The sequence below is a fragment of the Brucella sp. 22210 genome (assembly GCF_052045675.1).
Classification (GTDB): domain Bacteria; phylum Pseudomonadota; class Alphaproteobacteria; order Rhizobiales; family Rhizobiaceae; genus Brucella.
Map to the genome: position 1 here is coordinate 12526 of NZ_JBQEPD010000006.1, position 18930 is coordinate 31455.

An 18930-nucleotide genomic window follows, 5' to 3' on the forward strand; every position below is an offset into this window, starting at 1 on the left:
GATGACGATCGAAGCCATCGCATGGGATATTGACGGTACGCTCGTTGATAGTGAGCCGCTTCACCATAAGGCACTTTTGGCTGGCACGGCGCATTTCGGCACCGATCTCAGCGATATTCCAGAAGAACGATTTCGCGGGGTCCATATGGATGCCGTCTTTGAAGCGGTCAAACCGCGATTGCCAGCCGATTTGAGCTTTGAGCCATGGATCGAACGCATTCGTGACCATTACATCGCTCATGCGGGCGAACTTCGGCCCATCACGGGCGTCCTGGAAGCAATGGACGCGGCAAAGGAGTATGGTCTGCTGCAGGTATGCGTCTCAAATTCCGGTCGCAATATTGTCGACACTAACATCGCCGCGCTTGGAATTGCAGACAAGCTGCGCTTTTCCATCAGCATCAATGATGTACTGCATGGCAAGCCTGATCCCGAGCCTTATCTGGCTGCGGCCGAGCGGTTACGCCTTGCTCCAGCACAGATGATAGCAATCGAAGACAGTTTGACGGGAGCAATCTCGGCGCGTGCCGCAGGCATGAAGGTCGTCGGCTACGGTTTGGCTGAACAGCCCGGAAATCCAATCGATCACTACCTGCATCACTACGCAGAGCTACCGGCAATCCTGCGCGCAGACCGCATGAAGATCAACCGACCAGAGGTCGGAAGAAGAATACGAAGCTAACGCCGTCTCCGGATTGAACCGAAGACGGGCACAACAAAGGGGTTCACCATGAGCAAGTTTTTTGATCTTTTCCCGACGAAGAAGCCCATCATCGCGATGGTGCATCTTAACCCGATGCCTGGCGCTCCGCTTTATGACGCGGAAGCTGGCATCGAAGGTATCGTCGAGGCAGCGCGTCGCGATCTCACTGCTTTGCAGGACGCTGATGTCGATGCTGTCATGTTCGGCAACGAAAACGACCGTCCATACGAACTTGCTGTCGATGTCGCCTCCACGGCGACCATGGCCTATGTTATTGGCCGCCTGCGTGGTGAAATCGCAAAGCCTTTTGGCGTCAACGTTCTCTGGGACCCCAAAAGCTCGGTCGCTTTGGCCACGGCAACCGGTGCGTCCTTCATGCGCGAAATCCTGACCGGCACTTATGCCTCCGACATGGGGCCATGGACGCCAAATGCGGGTGAAACGATGCGCTATCGCAATCGTCTTGGCCGCTCGGATCTTGTCATGCTGGACAACGTATCTGCTGAATTCGCGGATTCAATGGATCGCCGCCCCCTGCCCGACCGGGCGCGTTCGGCTGTCTTCTCGTCCATTCCGGATGCCGTGCTGGTGTCGGGCACAATCACCGGTGAAGCCGCCAATGTTTCGGACCTCGAAGCCGTCAAGCGGGTCCTGCCGAACACGGCGGTTCTGGCCAATACGGGCGTGCGCCATGCAACCGTCGCCGATATCCTCAAGATTGCTGATGGCTGCATTGTCGGTTCTTCACTGAAGGTCGATGGCAACACCTGGAATGCGGTCGATCCGGAACGCGCCAAGGAATTTATGAACATCGTGAAGAAAGCCCGCAAGGACTAATGAAAAGACAATCGCGCGCGGTGACTGTTCGCCGCGCGCGATAGACGCCTATCACGCTCCCAAAGGCTGCGCCAGACGCGCCCGATGCCGGCTCAATCGCTCGATCAATATCGGCAAGCCCGTACCCACCACAATCAGACAACCAATAACGACCTTTTGCCAATAGGATGGCACACCCGCCATCAACAGCGTCGTATTGATCATTGTGATGACAAATACGCCAAGCAGCGTCCCGAGCACTGTACCGTGACCACCTGTTATTCGGGCTCCGCCGAGAACAACGGCTGCGATGACATTCAGCTCCATGCCGACCAGATCGAACGGATTAGCCATGCGCGACAGGGTCATATGGGTCATGCCAGCCAGACCAGCAATTGCGCCCGCCAGAACATAGATCAATAGCTTGACGCGCCCCACGCGAATGCCAATGCGAGCGGCAGCTTCTTCAGAACCGCCGATGGCGTAGATTTTGCGCCCGAACAGCGTGAAGTTCATGATGAAGGCGACGAATACAGCGACCCCTACCAGAACAAAGAATGACATTGGAAGCGAGACCATCTGACCCAATGCGTTCTCCATCCGCACCAGAATGCTGCGCGCGAAATTGATAACTTCACGCGGCACTGACGTGATGTAGACCGTCCCGACGAAGGTCAGCAACGCTCCCCGAAAAAGGCTCATTGTACCAAGGGTCACGATAAGTGTTGGTAGACCAAGTCCACCGACCAGTATTCCATTGATAAGACCAAGACTGGCCCCGATGAGGGCTGCCAGTCCGAAATAGGCGATAATAGGAACATGGATATCAATACCCATGACGATTTTTACCGTTGCATACATCGCAAAGGCGCCGATTGCCGTGCAAGACACGTCAATGCCGCCGGATGCCAGCACCATCATAACGCCGAGCGCAAATATTCCGGTCACCAGTGAGTTACGTGCCAGGTCTATCAGCGTTGCCGGTGAGAAGAACGCAGGATTGAGAATGCTCAGCACAATCGCAAAAACAACTGCTGTCAAAAAGACGACACCCTGTGGTGTCGAGAGCACCCGGATCAACGAATTGTTCATGGCCGGTCCTCCCGAATGACTTCCTGATAGAGCGTTTCTTCATCGATATCACCGGCATCGAAACTGGCAACAATTCGCCCCTTCACCATCACCTTGATCGTGTCGGACAGTGCAATGGCTTCGCCAATGTCGTCAGTCACCACCAGAACCGCTGTTCCCGAACGGCTCAATGCGAGCAATAGTTCGTGGATTTCCCGTTTGGAACCAACATCGACGCCGACTGTTGGACCATTGAGGATAAGCAGCTTCGGTTTTCTCTCCATCCATCGCGCCAGAACGACACGCTGTTGATTGCCGCCTGACAGCGTCACCACAGGTGGGAAGACGCTGGGTGTCTTGATACGCAACCGCTTAACGGCTTCGCGCGCGCGCTCGGTGAGGCTCGACGCGCTGACAATGCCACCTTTAGTATCCGCATCAAGACTTGAAACGATGATGTTTTCACGGATCGGCTGATTGAGAAAAAGGCCCTCTGTCAGACGATCTTCCGGCACATAGGCAATGCCGTGTTCCATCGCGTCTGCAGGAGCCATGAGATGCAGGGGTCCATTCACGTCTTCGATGCGGCCCTCGTCCGGCGCAAGGCATCCAAACAAAGCCAGCGCAAGTTCCGTTCGCCCTGACCCCAGAAGGCCCACGACGGATATGATTTCGCCCGCGCGCAAATCGAGATTGATGGAGGCGAACTGGCCGCGTCGCCCAAGATCGCGCACTTTGAATATGGCTTCCGAAGGCGTGACCACCTCACGCGCCAGACGCTGGCTGTCAATTGGTCGACCGGACATGGCCTCTACCAGACGCGCTGGATCGAATTCGTCAATCGGTCCTGCCACCACGACATGACCATCACGCAGAACCGTGACGCTGTCGCAAACAGCAAAAACTTCCTCGATCTTGTGACTGACAAACAGAAAGGCAACGCCTTCCGCCTTCAGCGCAAAGACGATATCAAGAAGCTTGGCGACCTCGCTGCGGGTCAAGGCCGTGGTGGGTTCATCCATAACGATAATGCGCGCATCATTGGCAAGCGCACGCGCAATGGCAACCAGCTGCTTGGAAGCAACAGGCAGTCTTTCCACCAGAATATCGGGATCAATATCGACCTTCATTCGTGCAAGCGTTTCAATCGCCCGTTTACGTCCCGACATGCGATTGAAGAAACGCTTGTTCTCGGTCACTGCCGCCAGAAAGCTGACATTCTCCCAAACAGTCAGATTGGGGAAAAGCGCAAAGTCCTGATAGATGACTGAAAGCCCCGCTGCTATCGCGGCTTTCGCGTCATTTTCGATGAACTTGCCGCCAATCGTGACCGTCCCGGCGTCGGCACAAACGACACCGGATAATATCTTGATCAAAGTCGATTTACCGGACCCGTTTTCACCGGCAAGACAGCGCACCTCACCCGGTCGCAGGCTTAAACCCACATCTTCCAACACCCGTACGGGACCGTAAGACTTGGCAACAGCCTGCATTTCCAGAACAAAAGCGCCGGAATTCTGCGTATCACTCATGCAGCTCTCCCATAGAGGCCGCCGGTTGTCCCGGCGGCCCATTGTCCATGGATCAGAAGTCGTAATTGCCCATATTTTCCTTGGTCACATCGACCCAAGCCTGGCCATAGACAACCTTATCCTTGAGCTGAACCTTGTTGTAGCCTTCGACACCAAGGTCCATGCCATCGGTTACGGCCTTGCCATCAATGGCCATAGCGGCGAGCTTGTTCATGGCGATACCAGCCTTGGCCGGGTCCCAGAACGAGATCATGTTAATCGTGCCGCTTTCGAGATATGGGCCTGAAACCGAAACAAGGCTGGTGCCGACAATCTTGACCTTGCCCTCAAGACCAGCTTCCTCGACTGCAAGCGCCGCACCGGCGACATCTTCACCTGCGGAGCCCTGAATGCCCTTGAGATTCGGATAGGTTCTCAACAGTTCCTTGGTTTTGGCATAGGCCGTCTGCTGCTGCTCGTTGCTCTCGATCTTATCAGTCGCGAGCTTCATCTTCGGATAATGCTCTTTCTGATAGGCAATGGCTGCATCAACCCATTCATTGTGGGTTTTTGCCGTCAGATGGCCAACGAACACCGCATATTCGCCCTCTTCGCCCATAGCTTCGGCCAGTGCCTTCATTAGATGTTCGCCATAGGCACCATTGTCGAAAGCTTCGACGTCATAGGTGACATTCTTCATGCTTGATGCTTCGTGGCCGATTACCTTGATCCCGGCCTGCAACGCCTTGCCGAGCACGGGCTCCAGAGCTTCCGGGGAATTCGGCACCACGGTGATCGCGTCCACCTTTTTGGCAATCAGGTCTTCGATCAGCTGAACCTGTAGGGCAGCGTCAGCCGAAGCGGGTCCAATCTGGGTGGCGTTATTTCCACTTTCCTTGGCATATTCCTTCACGCCGGTTTCCATGCGATTGAACCAGGCAATGCCGGAAAGTTTGACGACAGTGACGATGGTGTGTTTTGCGTCCTGCGCGTTCGCATAGAATGCACCACCAGCAACAATAGCTGCGCTGACGGCAAGACCGGCTGCCATTTTCCTCAAGCTGATATTCATTGTTATTCCCTCCGTTGGTTCACCCCTGCTTGCCTCCCCGGCAATCAGTCAGGCTGTATTCTGGCGAAGCTTCTGCGGCTTTCACCAATTCCTTTCCGGACGCGTGACTGCGTCCGGCCTCTCTTCAAGCCGATGCGATCCGCATCAGATCGGCAGTCCGCTCGTAGAGCTTCTTGAATGTTTCAAAACCCTGCTGGTAGACGTGCTTTGTTCCCGCATCAGGTTCAATGCGCCTTTCAACCGGGTTCCATTGCTCAATATCGGCTTTCGCCACATCACCCACCGCAAGCGCCCCCAGAAAACAGTTTCCGTAGGCCGCACCGATAGTCTTGCTTCTCACAAGCTGAAGCTTTTCGCTGACATCGGAAATGGCCTGTGACCAGACTGCATTTCTTGTGCCGCCGCCCACAGCAGCGATGCGCTCCAGCGGAGCATTTGCTGCGTGATAGGTGTCGAAGATGTCGTTGACGCCATAAGCGACGCCTTCAAGAAGCGCGCGATAAATGTCAGCGCGCTTATGGGTTAGATCGAGACCGAAAATCATGCCGCGTGCTGACGGATCATGAACTGGTGTTCTCTCACCGGAAAAATAGGGAAGGACAAAAAGCCCTTTTGCGCCGGGCGGTGACGATGCGGCTTCTTCCGCCAGGGCTTGCAAGGCGCTGGCGGCGGGCAACTCGCGAGCGAACTGCTCCTGAAACCACCGCGTCAGCGTTCCGCTGGTCGACGTGCCGGACATACAGGCATGTTCTCCACGGAAAAGCCAAGGCGCATACCACAGCCGCGTATCAGCGATGCGTTGATCCGTGACCAGAATAATGAACATGGTCGAGCCATACATGACCATCATTTCGCCAGACTTCTGCACGCCAACGCTTACAGCCTCAGCGGCGGCATCAATGGTGCCCGCGATCACAGGCGTTCCAACAGCGAGCCCGGTCGCGGCTGCGGCCTGCGGCGTCACCGTTCCCGCAATGTCGGTTGTCCAGAGGAGATCGGGCAGTTGCTCACGTGAAACGATGCGTTCGGCAAAATCGTCAGTCCAGTCCTGCCGTGCAACGTCATAAAGCGGCGAGAATCCGGCCGCGGAATAGTGATCAATCGTATAGTTCCCCGTCAGCCTGTGAACGAGGAAGGAGGAGGAATTGAGGAACTTGTGTGTGCGGTCAAAAATATCAGGATGGTTCTTCTTCAACCAAAGGATTTTTGGGCCAACCGATTGCGAGGTCAACGCATTGCCGCCTTCCCGCATCAGGCGTTCAAGCCCGATTTCAGCGGTCAGTTCCTCTATCTCAGCAGCCGCGCGCGTGTCGACGCCATAAAGAACGGCATTCATGAGCGGAGCGCCGTTTTCATCAACTGGCAGCATACAGGGGCCAATGCCGCTGGCCGCGACTGCGCGAATATCGCTGGCCGCCACTGAACTTTGTTCGATCAATTCACGACTAATCGAACAAAATTCACCCCACCAGTTTTGTTCAGCATCATGTTCCGCCCAACCCGGTTGTGGAACCAGCATGCGATGCGGACGTGCGGCAGAAGCGACGATCCTTCCTTCCTCATCGGAAAGAACGCCCTTCGATTCAAATGTGCCGATGTCGATGCCCAGATAATACCGCATCAGGTGTAAAGATCCCTGTCGAGGCTGAAGTCCTTGTTGATCCTGCCAATAGCCGCGACCAGAAGCACAGTGAGACTTTCAAGATCACGCAGATCGCACATTTCAAGCGCCGTATGGGTATAACGGCACGGGAAACACACATCGATACAGGCAACGCCCTCATTGACGAGCTGCACATAAGACGAATCCGTCAATGCGCCTGTATGAGCTGTACGTTGCAACGGAATAGCTTCGCTGGCAGCGGTGTCGGAGAATAGTTTCGGCAGTGCCGGATGGGGGATCGTTCCATTGAGCGTGCCGCGGCCATGGAAAGAGTAAAGGCTGATGGCCGGACCGCCGCCCAACTGAATTTCACCGCGATGAGCCATATCCGGCGTATCAGCATTGAGCCCGATATCGAGCTGAATGGCGATATCGGGTTTGATAGCCTGCGCTGCGACCATGGCACCACGCAGGTTGAACTCTTCCAGAACCGCGAAAACAAAATGAACGGTTGGTCGTGGACCACCTTTCGCGAGCTGACGGGCAACTTCCATCACGACGGCACAACCTGCCCGGTCATCAACCGACGTTCCGATAACGCGATTTTCGTTGAGATGGACGACGCGCGGTGCATAGACCACCGGCGTACCGATCTCAATGCCGAGCGCCTTTACATCCGCAGCGCTTTCCGCGCCGACATCAATGAAAAGTTCGGCATAGGGCGTAACCTTGTATTTTTCTTCGGCAGGCGTGGCATGATGGCTCTTATTTGCAATGACGCCGTGAATATCGCGCCCTTCGCCGACACAAAATAGCACCGCTTGCGCAGGCAACGCCTTTTCCGGAATACCGCCCAACCGCTCGATACGGATCAGGCCATTGTCCTCAACCTTGCGCACGATGAAGCCCAGCTGATCCGTATGCGCAAACAGCATGACGGAGGGCGCATTTTCATCCCCCTTCATCGTTGCAATCAGATTGCCCAGACGGTCGGTTGCAAATTCGAGCGGCAGATCAGCCAGATCGCGGGCGATGAGACGCCGCACGCGATCCTCATGGCCCGACAGACCAGGCGTCAACATCAATGCTTCGAGCGTTGAACGTAATCGATTTTTCATGCCGTTCGGGCCTTTCTTTGGAAAACGGACGCAAGGCCAAGTCGGCCTGCCAGAACGCGTGCCGACATGACGACCACAAGCAGGCCACCAAAGAACAGATCGCGTGAAAACGCACTGAACGACAGAAAGTTCAGTCCGCTCGATATGAGCTGGAGACAGATGACGGCGAGCGTCACACCGGTCACGGTGCCAAAGCCGCCGGCTGGCGAAACGCCTGCCAGAATATTGATGAGAATGACAAGAAGCAGATAGGAGCTACCATAATCGGCATTGGCGGAATTGACACGCGCCAGAACAACAAGCCCCGCAATCGATGCGATGAAACCGGCAATAGCGTAGATACGAAGCAACAGACCTTTTTCGCGCGTGCCCGCAAAATGGGATGCGACGGGATTGGCTCCGAACAGCCGCAGGTGGATACCAACCGGTGTTCTCTTAAGCAGAAAGCCCAACAGAAGCGCTGTGGCCACAAACAGAACGAGTGGCAGTGGCACCATGCCGCCGACCGACCAGTTGCCAAAGGCTGTGTACCACTGTGGCAGGCCCGTAATTGCAGGGCCGCCGGTAATTACGATACCAATCCCGGAGAACAGCTGCATCGTGCCAAGCGTGGCCAGAATTGGCGGCAGGCGCAGATAGGCAATCAGAAAGCCGTTGAGCAGCCCGCATGCAACACCGATCAAAAGCGCAACCGGAATGGCGAGGATGGCGAGTTCGGGTCCGGCCCTCATCATCACCGCTGCGACGATAGCGGCGAGATTGGCTGTGGCCACGACAGAAAGATCTATGCCACCAGACACCATCGTCGGCAGAACGGCCAACGAAAGCAGCCCGAATTCAGGAAACTGAAATCCCATTGAATTGAGGTTTGCAGCCGTTAGAAAGCCCGGCGCGAGCAGGCTCAACACTCCAAAGATGGCAATAGCCAGAACGGCCAGCCCCTTCAGATAATTGCCCGTCGTGTCCTGTCTTGCATCCATTGGCGCTCTCCCCTGCGCTGGTTGCCTTGGCCCGCCTAGCGGGCGAAAACGTGTTTGGCGATTAGCATTTCAGTTCCTCCCCGAGGCGCCCGTTAAACGGTTTCCAGAAAAGGCAGTTGGTCGCGATAAGGCTGCAAAGAGCCTTCAAAACCAATATCGGTGATAAAGCCGCTCAAATCCTGCAGCCCACAAACCGGCGCAAAACTGCGGCATCCAAGTTTACGCTGATCGGCGACAAGTATCGTTTTTTGTGCAATGGCGATTGCTGCGCGCTTCACTTCTGCTTCCTCGACGGTAGACGTGGAAACACCGTCAAGATCGACACAGTCGGCGGACAGAAAGAAACAATCGGCGCGGATATGGCGCAACGTTTCCGTGGCCCAGGCCCCGATGAGCGAATAATAGTCATTTCTGACCCGCCCGCCGATGATATGCACTTCCGTTGCGCCAACAGCCGCCGCTTCGGCAATCTTCAGGTCCATCGTTACAAGCGTGATCGCCCTGCCCGCAAGCGCGCGCGCGACAGAAAGCGCTGTCGTGCCGGAATCAAGAATAACGGTGGAATTATTGGCAACATAAGCAGCAGCAGCTTCGCCAATCCGCGCCTTGGCGCTCTGGCTTATGCGCAGCTTTTCGAGAAACATCGGCTCGGCAACGCCCTCGCCCGCACCGCGGGCAACGACCCCGCCGTGAATTCTCAGGATCAACCCGGCTTGTTCCAGCGTGATGAGATCACGACGCAATGTCGGAAGCGAAACACCCATGATGCCAGCCAGATCCGAGGTGCCAATACGCTTCGCGTCGGCGATGACGTCCATCATCTGCCGGTGACGTTCCTGCGGAAAACGTGTTCTTGCTTCGCTCATGTCCTGCTCCCAATGTGAACATTAGTGATCGTTTTGAGCGAGTCAAGCGATTCCGTTCATATTCGGAACTGTGCAGAGCGGCGCTCAGACAGCTTGGGAAATCATGATTTAGAAGGTCTGCAGCGGTTCAAACCAGCATTGCGAGGCAGCGCTTTTTCAGATCAGCCAATATGGACGCGCTGCGGTCGCGCGGACGCGGTAGTCCGACATCGAACACATCACGCACCCGACCGGGATTTGGCTCCATGATCAAAACCCGGTCAGCGAGATAAAGCGCTTCTTCCACATCATGCGTGACGATAATGATGGAGACCTTGTTCTTCTCCCAGATAGACAAAAGTTCATCTTGAAGGCGCATCCGCAGGATGGAATCCAAGGCACCGAAGGGTTCATCCATAAGCAGAATATCGGGTTCTTGCGCCAGCGCTCTGGCTATCGCCGCGCGTTGAGCCATCCCGCCTGAAAGCTGCTTCGGATAGGCCTTCGCATAGTCACTGAGACCGACGAGCGCGAGGTAATGTTGTACTCTTTCGCGCTTGGATGCGGGCGAAAGATCAGACTTGTCGAAAGCCAACTCGACATTGCCCTCAACAGTCAGCCATGGATACAAGCGATGATCCTGAAAGACCATACCGATCTTTGTCGGTGATGTTTTGTCAGTGTAGCCACGCGTAATCGACCCGCGATAGTCACCATCCAGTCCGATAATCAGCCGCAGCAACGTGGATTTTCCGCAGCCCGACGCACCGACAATGGATATGATCTCGTTGTGCCCGACCTGAAAATTGATATCCCTCAACACCGGGCGAGGTGCGCCATCCAGAACAAAGGACTTGCTGACATGTTCGATTGAAAGGGCGTTCGTCAATTCTCTGAGCTCCAGGGCGATATAATCGCCGCAACACGGCGAATGATGGATGCAAGCAAGACGCCGCCCGTTGCCAGGGTGAAGACGCCGACAATCACAATGTCCATGCGGAATTGATCGCGTGCGCTGGCAATGTAGCTGCCCAATCCACGACCATTTCCAATAGCATATTCAGCACCGACAGTTCCGATCCAGGCTGATAGCGCGGCAATCTGCAAACCAACATAGATGTTCGGAAGCGCCGACGGCAGGCAAAGCCGGCGAATGCGGGTCCAGCGCCGCAAATTCAATGTGTCGGCAACTTCTATCAACGAGGACGGCACCTGCCGCACACCCTGCTCTGTTGCCAGAAAGAGCGGGAAAAATGTCGAGAGAGCGGTAAACACAAGTTTGGTGCCCTCACCATTTCCAAACCATGCCGTCAGCAGTGGTATCCAGGCAAAGAGCGCCACCTGACGCACGGCATGAATAGACGGTGCAAACGCCAAACCGGCCCAGCGGTAGCTGCCAACCACATAGCCGAGTGCAAGCCCAGCAATGCACCCGATAGTGCCACCGATCATCACGCGAACAATGCTTGCTAAAAGCCCCGCCCACAATTCGCGCCCCGAAGGGTCAAAGAACGGCGCTTCCAGCACCTGCAAGGGATGAATGGCCATGGGGCCAGTGATCAGCCCTGCGGATACGCCACCCCACCAAACGGCGACCGCCGCAAGCGGCACCACTGCGCCACGAGGAACCCGCAAAGAGGACCCAGCCTTAGACATGGCTACCCTTCCGCATCAGCGCCTCGGCACGTTTCAGGAGAAGGTCGAGGGCAAAGCCGACAACGCCCACAACGATCATGCCGACAATAACGATATCGAGCTGGAAGAGCGTGCGGCCCCAGACCATCATGTAACCTAGCCCGTCAGTGCCGGCGAGCATTTCCACAACGATCAGGGAAACAAATGCCTGACTGAGCGAAAGCCGGACGCCGCTCGCGATATAGGGCGCCATGGCCGGGATTGTCAGCTTGAAAAACCGGGTGCGCGCACGGAGGCCGAGAATGTCGGCAACCTCGTTGAACCCTTTAGGAATGTTCCTTGCTCCTTCGGCCGTACTGATAGCCATGGGCACGAAACAGGCTTTAGAAAGGATGATGATCTTCACGCTTTCTTCGATACCGAATAGCAGGATCAGTATTGGCAACCACCCAAGTGAGGGTACTGCGGCAAGCGCTCTGAAGCTTGGCCCCAGATAGGCCTCTGCGATTTTAGATTTCCCAATCAGGAAACCGAACGCAAAGCCAAGGGATGCGCCAAGCAAAAATCCCTCGGCAATGCGTTGGAAGCTGACGACGGCCGCAGAGAATATGTCGCCATCCTTCAGAAGATCCAGAAACGTATTGAAGACCCAATCCGGACGCGGAAGTACTTGCGGCGAAATCCAGCTATGGGCCGACGCAATCCACCAGAGAACCAGCAAGCAAACCGGCCCGGTCAAGGCCAGAACTGAGCTTGCAATGCGAGACTGCAGTTTCGCCAGTCGCTCGCCTTTCATTCTCCGGGAGACGCTAAAGTCGGCTCCAGCTTCGAACGTCGCCATCAGCTTTCTCCGATCAGTTCAGAAGTTCACCCGTCGCGGAACGATCAGGCCACAACGACTGAAGGTTCAATGTCTTGACGGCATTGTCCACATAGCTTCTATCGACCCATGTATCGAGATCGATATCATGCCTAATGAGCTTCTGCTGCTTGTCGAAGTCGATGCCGCTGCGATAACGCGCCGCAAAGAAACCATCGAGACGCGGATTGTATTTCTTACCAAGCTCGCCGCCTTCATTGGACTTGCGAATGACCTCTATTGGCGACCCTGCCCGCGACCAGATACTGAATGCCTCTTCCCGGTTTTTGTCATCCGACAGCCATTGCGCGGCTTTGACAAAGCCCGTCACGACTTTCTGCGTTGCTTCCGGATAGGCTTTACGGAACTTGTCGGTGACGAGGAATGCGCCGAAACCGTCGCCGGTCGCGCCAACAGCAGAGGATTTGTAGAAGATCTTGGCCAGACCTTTATCCTCAAGTGGAAGCAGGAAGTCTGCACCGAATACGGCATCGACGCTCTTTGCTGCAATAGCCGCAAGCTGGTCCGCATTTTTCAGATCGACGATGGTGATATCTTTTTCGGAGAGGCCAGCATTCTTCAAAGCCGTAATCAGCGCCCAGTGAATGATGGTCGCTTTCTGGATGGCGACTTTTTTGCCCTTCAAGTCGGCAATCGTCTTGATGTCGAGGTCCGGCCTGGACGCGCCAAAGATCGTGGTGCCGCCATAGGACGCCAGAATGACAGTATCGAGACCATTGGCCTTGCCAATAATATTGGGAACCGCACCATAGGACGCAAAGTCCAGTTGACCGTTAGACAGCGCTTCGTTGATGGCTGGGCCTGTTCCCGTGAAATAGGTGAACTCGATCTTGGTGGAGGTGCCTTTGAATTCGTCGGCGATAAAGCCCTTCGCGTCAGCAATAGCCTGAAGGCCAACGCCGAATGGCGTTCCGAACCCAAAGCCCACATCACCAAAGCGAATAGTCGCAGGCGCATCCTCTGCATGCGATGGCGCCACCGCAGCTGTTAGAACGCCGACAGCCAACAGCATGGTTGATAGAAAACGTCTCATATATTTCTCCAGTCAGGGTATGATTTTGCCGGTCTCGAAGATCCGGTAACTCCAGTCGCCAGCCGTTCCGCGCGGCTTGGCATTTTTCCATCCCATCTCTCGGCGGAAGCTGCCCATCACACCTCGTGCGATGAGTTCGCTCTCTGTCGCGCCTTCAATTGCCTCCGAAAGAGGCGACACGTAGAGCGCGTCTGTCGGGCAAAAAAGCTCACACAAGAAACAGGTCTGGCAGTCGGACTGCCGAACGATGATGGGAGCGCCATCGGGAACAGCCTCGAACACATCGTCCGGACAGGCCTCAACACAAAGATCGCACTTGATGCAGCGGTCTTCACTAACGATCTCAATCATGATGCTGCACTCACTCGATTTGCGCTCTGGAACGAAGCCCAGATGTTGTCGACACCACCGGAGTCGATCGGCTTCGCCATGGTGGGATTTGCTTCCGGAAAATCCGTACGGCGCTGCAAGCCACGGCTTTCCTTACGCAACAGCGCGCTATGGGTTGCCCAGCGAGCGGTTGCGATAAGCGCTTCAACCTCACGCACCTTCGTTGAGCGTTGCGATCGCCAGGACCCGTCCTGCCAAAGTGCGGTCAACCTGTCAGACATGGCGACCAGACGATCATGATTCCTGAAAAACCCGCCATCCAGCGGAAGAACCTGTTGTTTGACATCATCCAAAACCGCATCGACATCGCCAGTTGCCTGATCGGCCCGTTCGCTCAATTGCGCATTGGCGGAACGCACAGCCCGGTCGCGCCAGTTTGCACCAAGCGATTGCACAAACTTCGCCGCATCCTCGCCAGCCCAGGAACCTGTCGCCATCGCCCAGCTGGAGTTCGGTCCGCCACCGCCGCTCGAAGCCCCAGACATGCCCTGACGGGAAGCGGCATCGCCGGCGGCAAACAGACCGGGGATTGTCGTCGTTGTACGACCGTCAATCTTGAGGCCACCTGTTCCGCGAACCGTGCCCTCATGACGAAGGGTGATGGGAAAACGTTGCGTGAATGGGTCAATCCCCATGCGGTCGAAGGGTACAAAAATGTTCGGCTGCCCCCGGCGAAAGCCCTCTTGAAGGCGGGGCGGCGCTTTGTCCAACACCGCATAGACCGGGCCCTTGATCAATTCCTGCGCGACAACGCTTTGGCGATCCCCTGCCGCAGAAAGTTCATTGCCTTGTTCGTCACTGAAAGTGCCCCAGAAATAGACAACGCCTTTCGTCACACTTGAATAGGCGGGAGAAATGCCAAACTGCGCCGAAAACTCCATGCCGGAAAGAACGGCACCCGCTTCCGCAGCCATAAGATAACCATCGCCAGTGAGGTTGTTGGTGCCAAGCGCGCCACTTCGAAAAGCACAGCCGCCCGTAGCGATCACAACTGCACCTGAACGGATATGCAGAGTTTCACCAGATCGCCGATATCGCGCAATGGCACCTGCAATCACTCCGTCCGACACAAGCAGTTCTTCGATCGGGCAATGGTCGACGATCTGGACACGCGCCTTGATGAGCTTCTGCCGCATAAACCGCAGATAGTCGGGTCCCCGCAGCATTCCGCGATAGGGTGTTCCATCTTCGTAAGTTGGAAAATCGTAGCCCCACTGGGCGAGCAAATCGAGGTTCTCATAGGTCCGGTCAAGCACGCGCTCGATGCGCTCTTGTTCTGCGAACCCTTGCCCCAACCGCACCCTCTGTGAGACCGTCGCACTCCGTTCGGCACTACCGCGACGTGTGTAAATCGTCGTGGTGTTACCGGCAGCGGTAGCACCGCTCGTGCCAACATAACCCTTCTCTACGAGTACGACGCTCGCACCGTTTGCAGCAGCATTCCACGCGGCCCAGCAACCCGCTGGCCCTCCTCCAACAACAAGCACATCCGTTGATATTTCTAACGTATTTTTGGTCATGGTCTCTCACATTCGTGAAAAACCTATAATTTATATAGAATTTATCAAGGAAGGTTCTATTAGCCCAGCGAGCCGACTTAAAATAGTTTTCCATAATAATGAAACGCGCCGCAAACACTTAAATGTTTGCGGCGCGCAACTGAAATATTCAGGCAGTAGCTCGTGGTCGTATCGCGATATTGCCTCAGAGCATCATCCTGGGCATGCCATCGGGCCTCAGATAGCGCCGAAGCGCTGCAATGCGGAAGATGGCATTCACAGCGCCATAGCCCTTATAGCTGCGCCGCTGCACAACTTCGAAGAAGAAGCCCTGATCGTCGGTTGGACTATAGAGCTGAAAATATTCGCCGGTTTCATCGCGATCATAGAGCACATTGGCGGCTTTGAGCTTATCCGTGAAATCCGGATCAAGGCCGAGCCTCGCTTCGAGATCATCATAGTAGTTGGGCGAAATCTCTAGCGTATGAAAGCCGTTGGCTTTCAGTGCTGCGGCTGTCGCGAAAATATCGTCAGTAGCAAATGCCAGATGCTGAATACCTGAACCGAAGGTTTCTGCAATGAACCGACCAGCCAATGTGCGGCGGTTCTCAGCACCATTAAGCGTAATCCGCAGCGAGCCGCTGTCATTTTCAACGACCTGACTGCGCACGACGCCGCCCGGATCGACAATATCAACCATAGGCGATTTCCGGGATTCCGTAAGCGACGTGTAGAACAGAAGCCAGGTCAAAAGCTCATCGAACTTCATCGTCTGGGCGACATGGTCGATATGGGTCAACCCCACCCCATGGAAGCTGCCAGTCGCTGCGACCGGTTCGAATTCTATATCGAAGATACGACCCAGATCGGTCTTTTCATCGAGGAAATAGATGAGGCCACCGCCAACACCGCGTATCGCTGGCATGCCGATCTCGCCGGGGTCGAGCGGCTGTTCGAACGGTTCTGCTCCCAATGCAACTGCTCTTGCTTGCGCGGCTGCAGCATCATCGACGACAAGGCCCATGGCATAGGCCGTTGTGCCGTGAACAGCATAGGCCGAGCTTGCAAAGCCGCGTATATCGGTATTGACGACCAGATTGATCTCACCTTGACGATAGAGCGCCACATCCTTGGTTTTGTGCTTGCCAGCGAGCTGAAAGCCCAAGGCGCCCAGCACCGATGCAAGCCTATCGGCGCTATCGGCATGGGCCGTAAACTCGATGAAGCTGACGCGTTCCACTTTGGCTCTTGCAGGCATATCGGTCACAGTCAGCCGGTTTTCAGGCTCCACACGACGCACCTGATCGCCAAGATAAATCAACGAGCGACGGCCATCAGCCGCGATGGACGCGGGCAATCCACCGCGGAACTGATCGTTGAAAATCTCCAGCGAGAAATAGCCGTCATAGCCGGTCGCGGCCACGGCGCGCATGAAATCCAGAACCGGCAGGTCACCCTCTCCCGGCATATTGCGATAGTGACGGCTCCAGTAAAGCAGATCCATATCGATCAGCGGCGCGTCTGCCATCTGGACGATGAAGAGTTTTTCCTTTGGAATGGAGCGGATGGAATTCACGTCAATCTTGCGCGCCAGCGTATGAAAGCTGTCGAGGATCAGACCGACATTGGGATGATCTGCGCGGCGCACAATCTCCCAGGCATCGCGATGATCGTTAATGTGGCGACCCCAGGCGAGCGCTTCGTAACCCACGCGCAAATTGCGGCGCGCTGCCCGCTCGCCAAGCTCGCGGAAGTCATCGGCTGCCCGATCAAGGCCGCCCATAGCAACCGGCGATATATTCGAGCACACAAGAACGAGATCAGTGCCTAGCTCCTGCATCAGATCGAATTTGCGCTCAGCGCGGTCAAAGGTGCGACTGCGCAACGGTTCAGGCATGCCCTCAAAATCACGGAAAGGCTGGAACAGCGTGATCTCTAGTCCGAGATCACGCGCCATACGGCCAACCTGACGCGGGCTTTCATCAAAAGTGAGAAAGTCGTTCTCGAAAATCTCCACACCGTCGAAGCCGGCTTTGGCGATAGCTTCGAGCTTTTGCGGCAGATCACCACTGATCGAAACCGTTGCTATCGAAGTTTTCATGGCGTGCTCTCCTGCTTCCGGTTTTTGTTGCGCCCGCGTTCAGCAAGTTCGGGCCAGTATCGTCGATTGATTGCGCGTTGTTTCAAAGTAGGGTTTTAAATTCGGCTCGTCCCCGAACGCCCGGTTTGAACGCCAGCACCTTGCCAGCAAGTGGTTCCATCGTTCGCTCGTTAGGGCCAAGGGGCTCAATCGCCGAGGTGACAAACAGCGTATCGAGGGCTTCGCCACCAAAGCAGCAACAGGTCGGATGGCTGACGGGCAGTTCAATCACGCGGTCTATCGCGCCGCCCGGGTCAAAACGGATGAGCTTGCCGCCAGCGTAAATCGCACTCCACACGAAGCCTTCTTCGTCAACGCAGCTGCCATCCGGTCGTTCGGGCGCAATCGTCGTTGCGAAAATCTGCGGCTCCCCAAGCTGGTTTTGCGCGGGGTCATAATCGCGCATCCAGATCGTATAGGCACGTGTATCAGCGAAATACATGCGCTTGCGATCTTGATCGAAGGCTAATCCGTTAGGAATTGCGAGATCGGCGGCTTCCCTTGATACGGCATAATCCGGTTGTACCCGGTAAAGCGCGCCCACAGCTGCGTAATCCGCCTCGCGCAAGGTACCGATCCAGAAATTGCCCGCCCAATCCGCACGTCCATCGTTCTTGCGATGACCTGAGACACCCGGTTCAGGGTCCACAAGAAACGTCTGTTCGCCGCTCTTGGGATCAAAGGCAAATAGACCATTGTCGCAAGCTAGAATAAGGCCGCCTATTTCCCGCAAGGCCAGAGACCCAATACGGCGGGCCTCAACCTTGTGCTGTTGAACTTGCCTCGCTTGCGGGACATAGCTCATGAGCGCTGGTGTGAGCACATCGACCCACCATAGGGTGCCCGTCTGCTCACACCAGATTGGACACTCCCCCAGACGATTGGCAGGAGCGTCGATGACGTCAAACTTTTGCGTCGTCATGCTCGACATGTCCGCCAAGGAACAGCTGCCCCACGCGCGGATCAGCAAGAAGCTTTGAGGCTTCATCATGCATGCGCGTTTGACCGAGTTCGAGAACCAGGCCGTAATCCGACATCGCGAGTGCGGCTTTCGCATTCTGCTCGACCATGAGAATGGTTACACCCTGATCGCGCAAGCGAATGAGTGTTTGAAACACCTCCTGAACGAGATTGGGTGACAGGCCGATGGACGGCTCATCGATCAAAATGAGCTTAGGATCAAGCAGAAGAGCACGGGCGACCTCCAACTGCTTTTGCTGGCCGCCTGACAGTTCAATCGCTTTACGGTCCCGGAACTGCCGCAGCATTGGAAACTGATCCATGACCTGCTCGATGCGGGCGCGGACCTTGGATGGATCAGGTGAGGTGATACCCCCAAGCTCAAGGTTATGGTAGACGGAAAGCTGCGGCACGACGTTGCGCCCTTGCGGCACATAGGTCACGCCGTTGGCGATCATCTGACGCGGCGTATTGCGCGTGACGTCTTTTCCGTCCAGCAGGATTTGTCCCGAGTGGATGTTCAAGAGACCGAAGATCGCCTTGAATACGGTTGACTTGCCTGCTCCATTCGGGCCGATCACAGTCGTAATCGAGCCCTTCGGAATGGAGAAAGACACACCGTTCAAAATGGTGATCTTTCCATAGCCACCGTGAAGGTCTTTGAGTTCAAGCAT

At 55.7% G+C, this 18930-nt stretch carries 18 protein-coding genes; 2 read left to right on the forward strand and 16 right to left on the reverse strand.

Going from position 1 to position 18930, the window contains the following annotated elements; translation table 11 throughout:
- The first annotated feature begins 1 nt into the window (after nucleotide 1).
- On the forward strand, nucleotides 2–682 hold the full coding sequence (locus tag ACTJKP_RS09925; RefSeq protein ID WP_440630511.1) for an HAD family hydrolase: 681 nt from the start codon (nucleotides 2–4) through the stop codon (nucleotides 680–682).
- Nucleotides 683–730: 48 nt separating this feature from the next.
- Nucleotides 731–1540, forward strand: coding sequence for a BtpA/SgcQ family protein (locus tag ACTJKP_RS09930; RefSeq protein ID WP_109365979.1), 810 nt, complete (start codon nucleotides 731–733; stop codon nucleotides 1538–1540).
- A 51-nt stretch (nucleotides 1541–1591) separates the two neighbouring features.
- Here the strand turns inward: ACTJKP_RS09930 and ACTJKP_RS09935 are convergent, their stop codons facing one another.
- From ACTJKP_RS09935 to ACTJKP_RS10010, 16 genes are all read right to left on the reverse strand, one after another.
- On the reverse strand, nucleotides 1592–2611 hold the full coding sequence (locus ACTJKP_RS09935) for an ABC transporter permease (protein ID WP_440630512.1): 1020 nt from the start codon (nucleotides 2609–2611) through the stop codon (nucleotides 1592–1594).
- A complete protein-coding gene (locus ACTJKP_RS09940) occupies nucleotides 2608–4122 on the reverse strand; it encodes a sugar ABC transporter ATP-binding protein (protein ID WP_440630513.1) in 1515 nt (504 codons plus the stop codon). The genes ACTJKP_RS09935 and ACTJKP_RS09940 overlap by 4 nt, the downstream gene beginning before the upstream one ends.
- A 52-nt stretch (nucleotides 4123–4174) precedes the next feature.
- Nucleotides 4175–5173, reverse strand: coding sequence for an autoinducer 2 ABC transporter substrate-binding protein (locus tag ACTJKP_RS09945; protein WP_209445980.1), 999 nt, complete (start codon nucleotides 5171–5173; stop codon nucleotides 4175–4177).
- A gap of 124 nt (nucleotides 5174–5297) precedes the next feature.
- A complete protein-coding gene (locus ACTJKP_RS09950) occupies nucleotides 5298–6794 on the reverse strand; it encodes an FGGY-family carbohydrate kinase (RefSeq protein WP_440630514.1) in 1497 nt (498 codons plus the stop codon).
- Entirely contained in the window at nucleotides 6794–7894 is a 1101-nt protein-coding gene (locus tag ACTJKP_RS09955; protein WP_440630515.1) for a M42 family metallopeptidase, read from the reverse strand. Before ACTJKP_RS09955 ends, ACTJKP_RS09950 begins: the two co-directional genes overlap by 1 nt.
- Nucleotides 7891–8874 carry an ABC transporter permease gene (locus tag ACTJKP_RS09960; protein ID WP_440630516.1) on the reverse strand — a complete coding sequence of 328 codons (984 nt, stop codon included), beginning with the start codon at nucleotides 8872–8874 and terminating at the stop codon, nucleotides 7891–7893. Before ACTJKP_RS09960 ends, ACTJKP_RS09955 begins: the two co-directional genes overlap by 4 nt.
- A 92-nt stretch (nucleotides 8875–8966) precedes the next feature.
- Nucleotides 8967–9740: a DeoR/GlpR family DNA-binding transcription regulator gene (locus ACTJKP_RS09965; RefSeq protein WP_078337109.1), complete on the reverse strand. Its 774-nt coding sequence runs from the start codon at nucleotides 9738–9740 to the stop codon at nucleotides 8967–8969.
- A 127-nt stretch (nucleotides 9741–9867) separates the two neighbouring features.
- Nucleotides 9868–10608, reverse strand: coding sequence for an ABC transporter ATP-binding protein (locus ACTJKP_RS09970; RefSeq protein ID WP_440630517.1), 741 nt, complete (start codon nucleotides 10606–10608; stop codon nucleotides 9868–9870).
- The gene (locus ACTJKP_RS09975) at nucleotides 10605–11375 is read right to left on the reverse strand and encodes an ABC transporter permease (RefSeq protein WP_440630518.1); all 771 of its coding nucleotides are present in this window, start codon (nucleotides 11373–11375) and stop codon (nucleotides 10605–10607) included. Before ACTJKP_RS09975 ends, ACTJKP_RS09970 begins: the two co-directional genes overlap by 4 nt.
- Nucleotides 11368–12195: an ABC transporter permease gene (locus tag ACTJKP_RS09980; RefSeq protein WP_440630519.1), complete on the reverse strand. Its 828-nt coding sequence runs from the start codon at nucleotides 12193–12195 to the stop codon at nucleotides 11368–11370. The genes ACTJKP_RS09975 and ACTJKP_RS09980 overlap by 8 nt, the downstream gene beginning before the upstream one ends.
- 13 nt (nucleotides 12196–12208) lie before the next feature.
- Nucleotides 12209–13267 (reverse strand): ABC transporter substrate-binding protein, encoded by a 1059-nt coding sequence (locus tag ACTJKP_RS09985; RefSeq protein WP_440630520.1) that lies wholly within the window; start codon nucleotides 13265–13267, stop codon nucleotides 12209–12211.
- Nucleotides 13268–13279: 12 nt separating this feature from the next.
- Nucleotides 13280–13618, reverse strand: coding sequence for a 4Fe-4S dicluster domain-containing protein (locus tag ACTJKP_RS09990; protein WP_078337114.1), 339 nt, complete (start codon nucleotides 13616–13618; stop codon nucleotides 13280–13282).
- A complete protein-coding gene (locus ACTJKP_RS09995; protein WP_440630521.1) occupies nucleotides 13615–15177 on the reverse strand; it encodes an FAD-dependent oxidoreductase in 1563 nt (520 codons plus the stop codon). The genes ACTJKP_RS09990 and ACTJKP_RS09995 overlap by 4 nt, the downstream gene beginning before the upstream one ends.
- Before the next feature lie 184 nt (nucleotides 15178–15361).
- A complete protein-coding gene (locus ACTJKP_RS10000) occupies nucleotides 15362–17257 on the reverse strand; it encodes a bifunctional sugar phosphate isomerase/epimerase/4-hydroxyphenylpyruvate dioxygenase family protein (RefSeq protein ID WP_440630522.1) in 1896 nt (631 codons plus the stop codon).
- A gap of 82 nt (nucleotides 17258–17339) precedes the next feature.
- Entirely contained in the window at nucleotides 17340–18218 is an 879-nt protein-coding gene (locus tag ACTJKP_RS10005; RefSeq protein WP_440630523.1) for an SMP-30/gluconolactonase/LRE family protein, read from the reverse strand.
- Complete coding sequence (locus ACTJKP_RS10010) at nucleotides 18199–18930, reverse strand: ABC transporter ATP-binding protein (RefSeq protein WP_078337118.1); 732 nt, start codon at nucleotides 18928–18930, stop codon at nucleotides 18199–18201. Before ACTJKP_RS10010 ends, ACTJKP_RS10005 begins: the two co-directional genes overlap by 20 nt.

Bases quoted from the DNA above. Each gene is read 5' to 3' on its own strand.
- ACTJKP_RS09930 (WP_109365979.1), top strand. From the start codon at position 731: ATGAGCAAGTTTTTTGATCTTTTCCCGACGAAGAAGCCCATCATCGCG.
- ACTJKP_RS10000 (WP_440630522.1), bottom strand. From the start codon at position 17,257: ATGAAAACTTCGATAGCAACGGTTTCGATCAGTGGTGATCTGCCGCAA.
- ACTJKP_RS09960 (WP_440630516.1), bottom strand. From the start codon at position 8,874: ATGGATGCAAGACAGGACACGACGGGCAATTATCTGAAGGGGCTGGCC.
- ACTJKP_RS09950 (WP_440630514.1), bottom strand. From the start codon at position 6,794: ATGCGGTATTATCTGGGCATCGACATCGGCACATTTGAATCGAAGGGC.
- ACTJKP_RS09975 (WP_440630518.1), bottom strand. From the start codon at position 11,375: ATGTCTAAGGCTGGGTCCTCTTTGCGGGTTCCTCGTGGCGCAGTGGTG.
- ACTJKP_RS10005 (WP_440630523.1), bottom strand. From the start codon at position 18,218: ATGACGACGCAAAAGTTTGACGTCATCGACGCTCCTGCCAATCGTCTG.
- ACTJKP_RS09955 (WP_440630515.1), bottom strand. From the start codon at position 7,894: ATGAAAAATCGATTACGTTCAACGCTCGAAGCATTGATGTTGACGCCT.
- ACTJKP_RS09965 (WP_078337109.1), bottom strand. From the start codon at position 9,740: ATGAGCGAAGCAAGAACACGTTTTCCGCAGGAACGTCACCGGCAGATG.
- ACTJKP_RS09980 (WP_440630519.1), bottom strand. From the start codon at position 12,195: ATGGCGACGTTCGAAGCTGGAGCCGACTTTAGCGTCTCCCGGAGAATG.
- ACTJKP_RS09990 (WP_078337114.1), bottom strand. From the start codon at position 13,618: ATGATTGAGATCGTTAGTGAAGACCGCTGCATCAAGTGCGATCTTTGT.
- ACTJKP_RS09995 (WP_440630521.1), bottom strand. From the start codon at position 15,177: ATGACCAAAAATACGTTAGAAATATCAACGGATGTGCTTGTTGTTGGA.
- ACTJKP_RS09940 (WP_440630513.1), bottom strand. From the start codon at position 4,122: ATGAGTGATACGCAGAATTCCGGCGCTTTTGTTCTGGAAATGCAGGCT.
- ACTJKP_RS09985 (WP_440630520.1), bottom strand. From the start codon at position 13,267: ATGAGACGTTTTCTATCAACCATGCTGTTGGCTGTCGGCGTTCTAACA.
- ACTJKP_RS09925 (WP_440630511.1), top strand. From the start codon at position 2: ATGACGATCGAAGCCATCGCATGGGATATTGACGGTACGCTCGTTGAT.
- ACTJKP_RS09945 (WP_209445980.1), bottom strand. From the start codon at position 5,173: ATGAATATCAGCTTGAGGAAAATGGCAGCCGGTCTTGCCGTCAGCGCA.
- ACTJKP_RS10010 (WP_078337118.1), bottom strand. From the start codon at position 18,930: ATGCTTGAACTCAAAGACCTTCACGGTGGCTATGGAAAGATCACCATT.
- ACTJKP_RS09935 (WP_440630512.1), bottom strand. From the start codon at position 2,611: ATGAACAATTCGTTGATCCGGGTGCTCTCGACACCACAGGGTGTCGTC.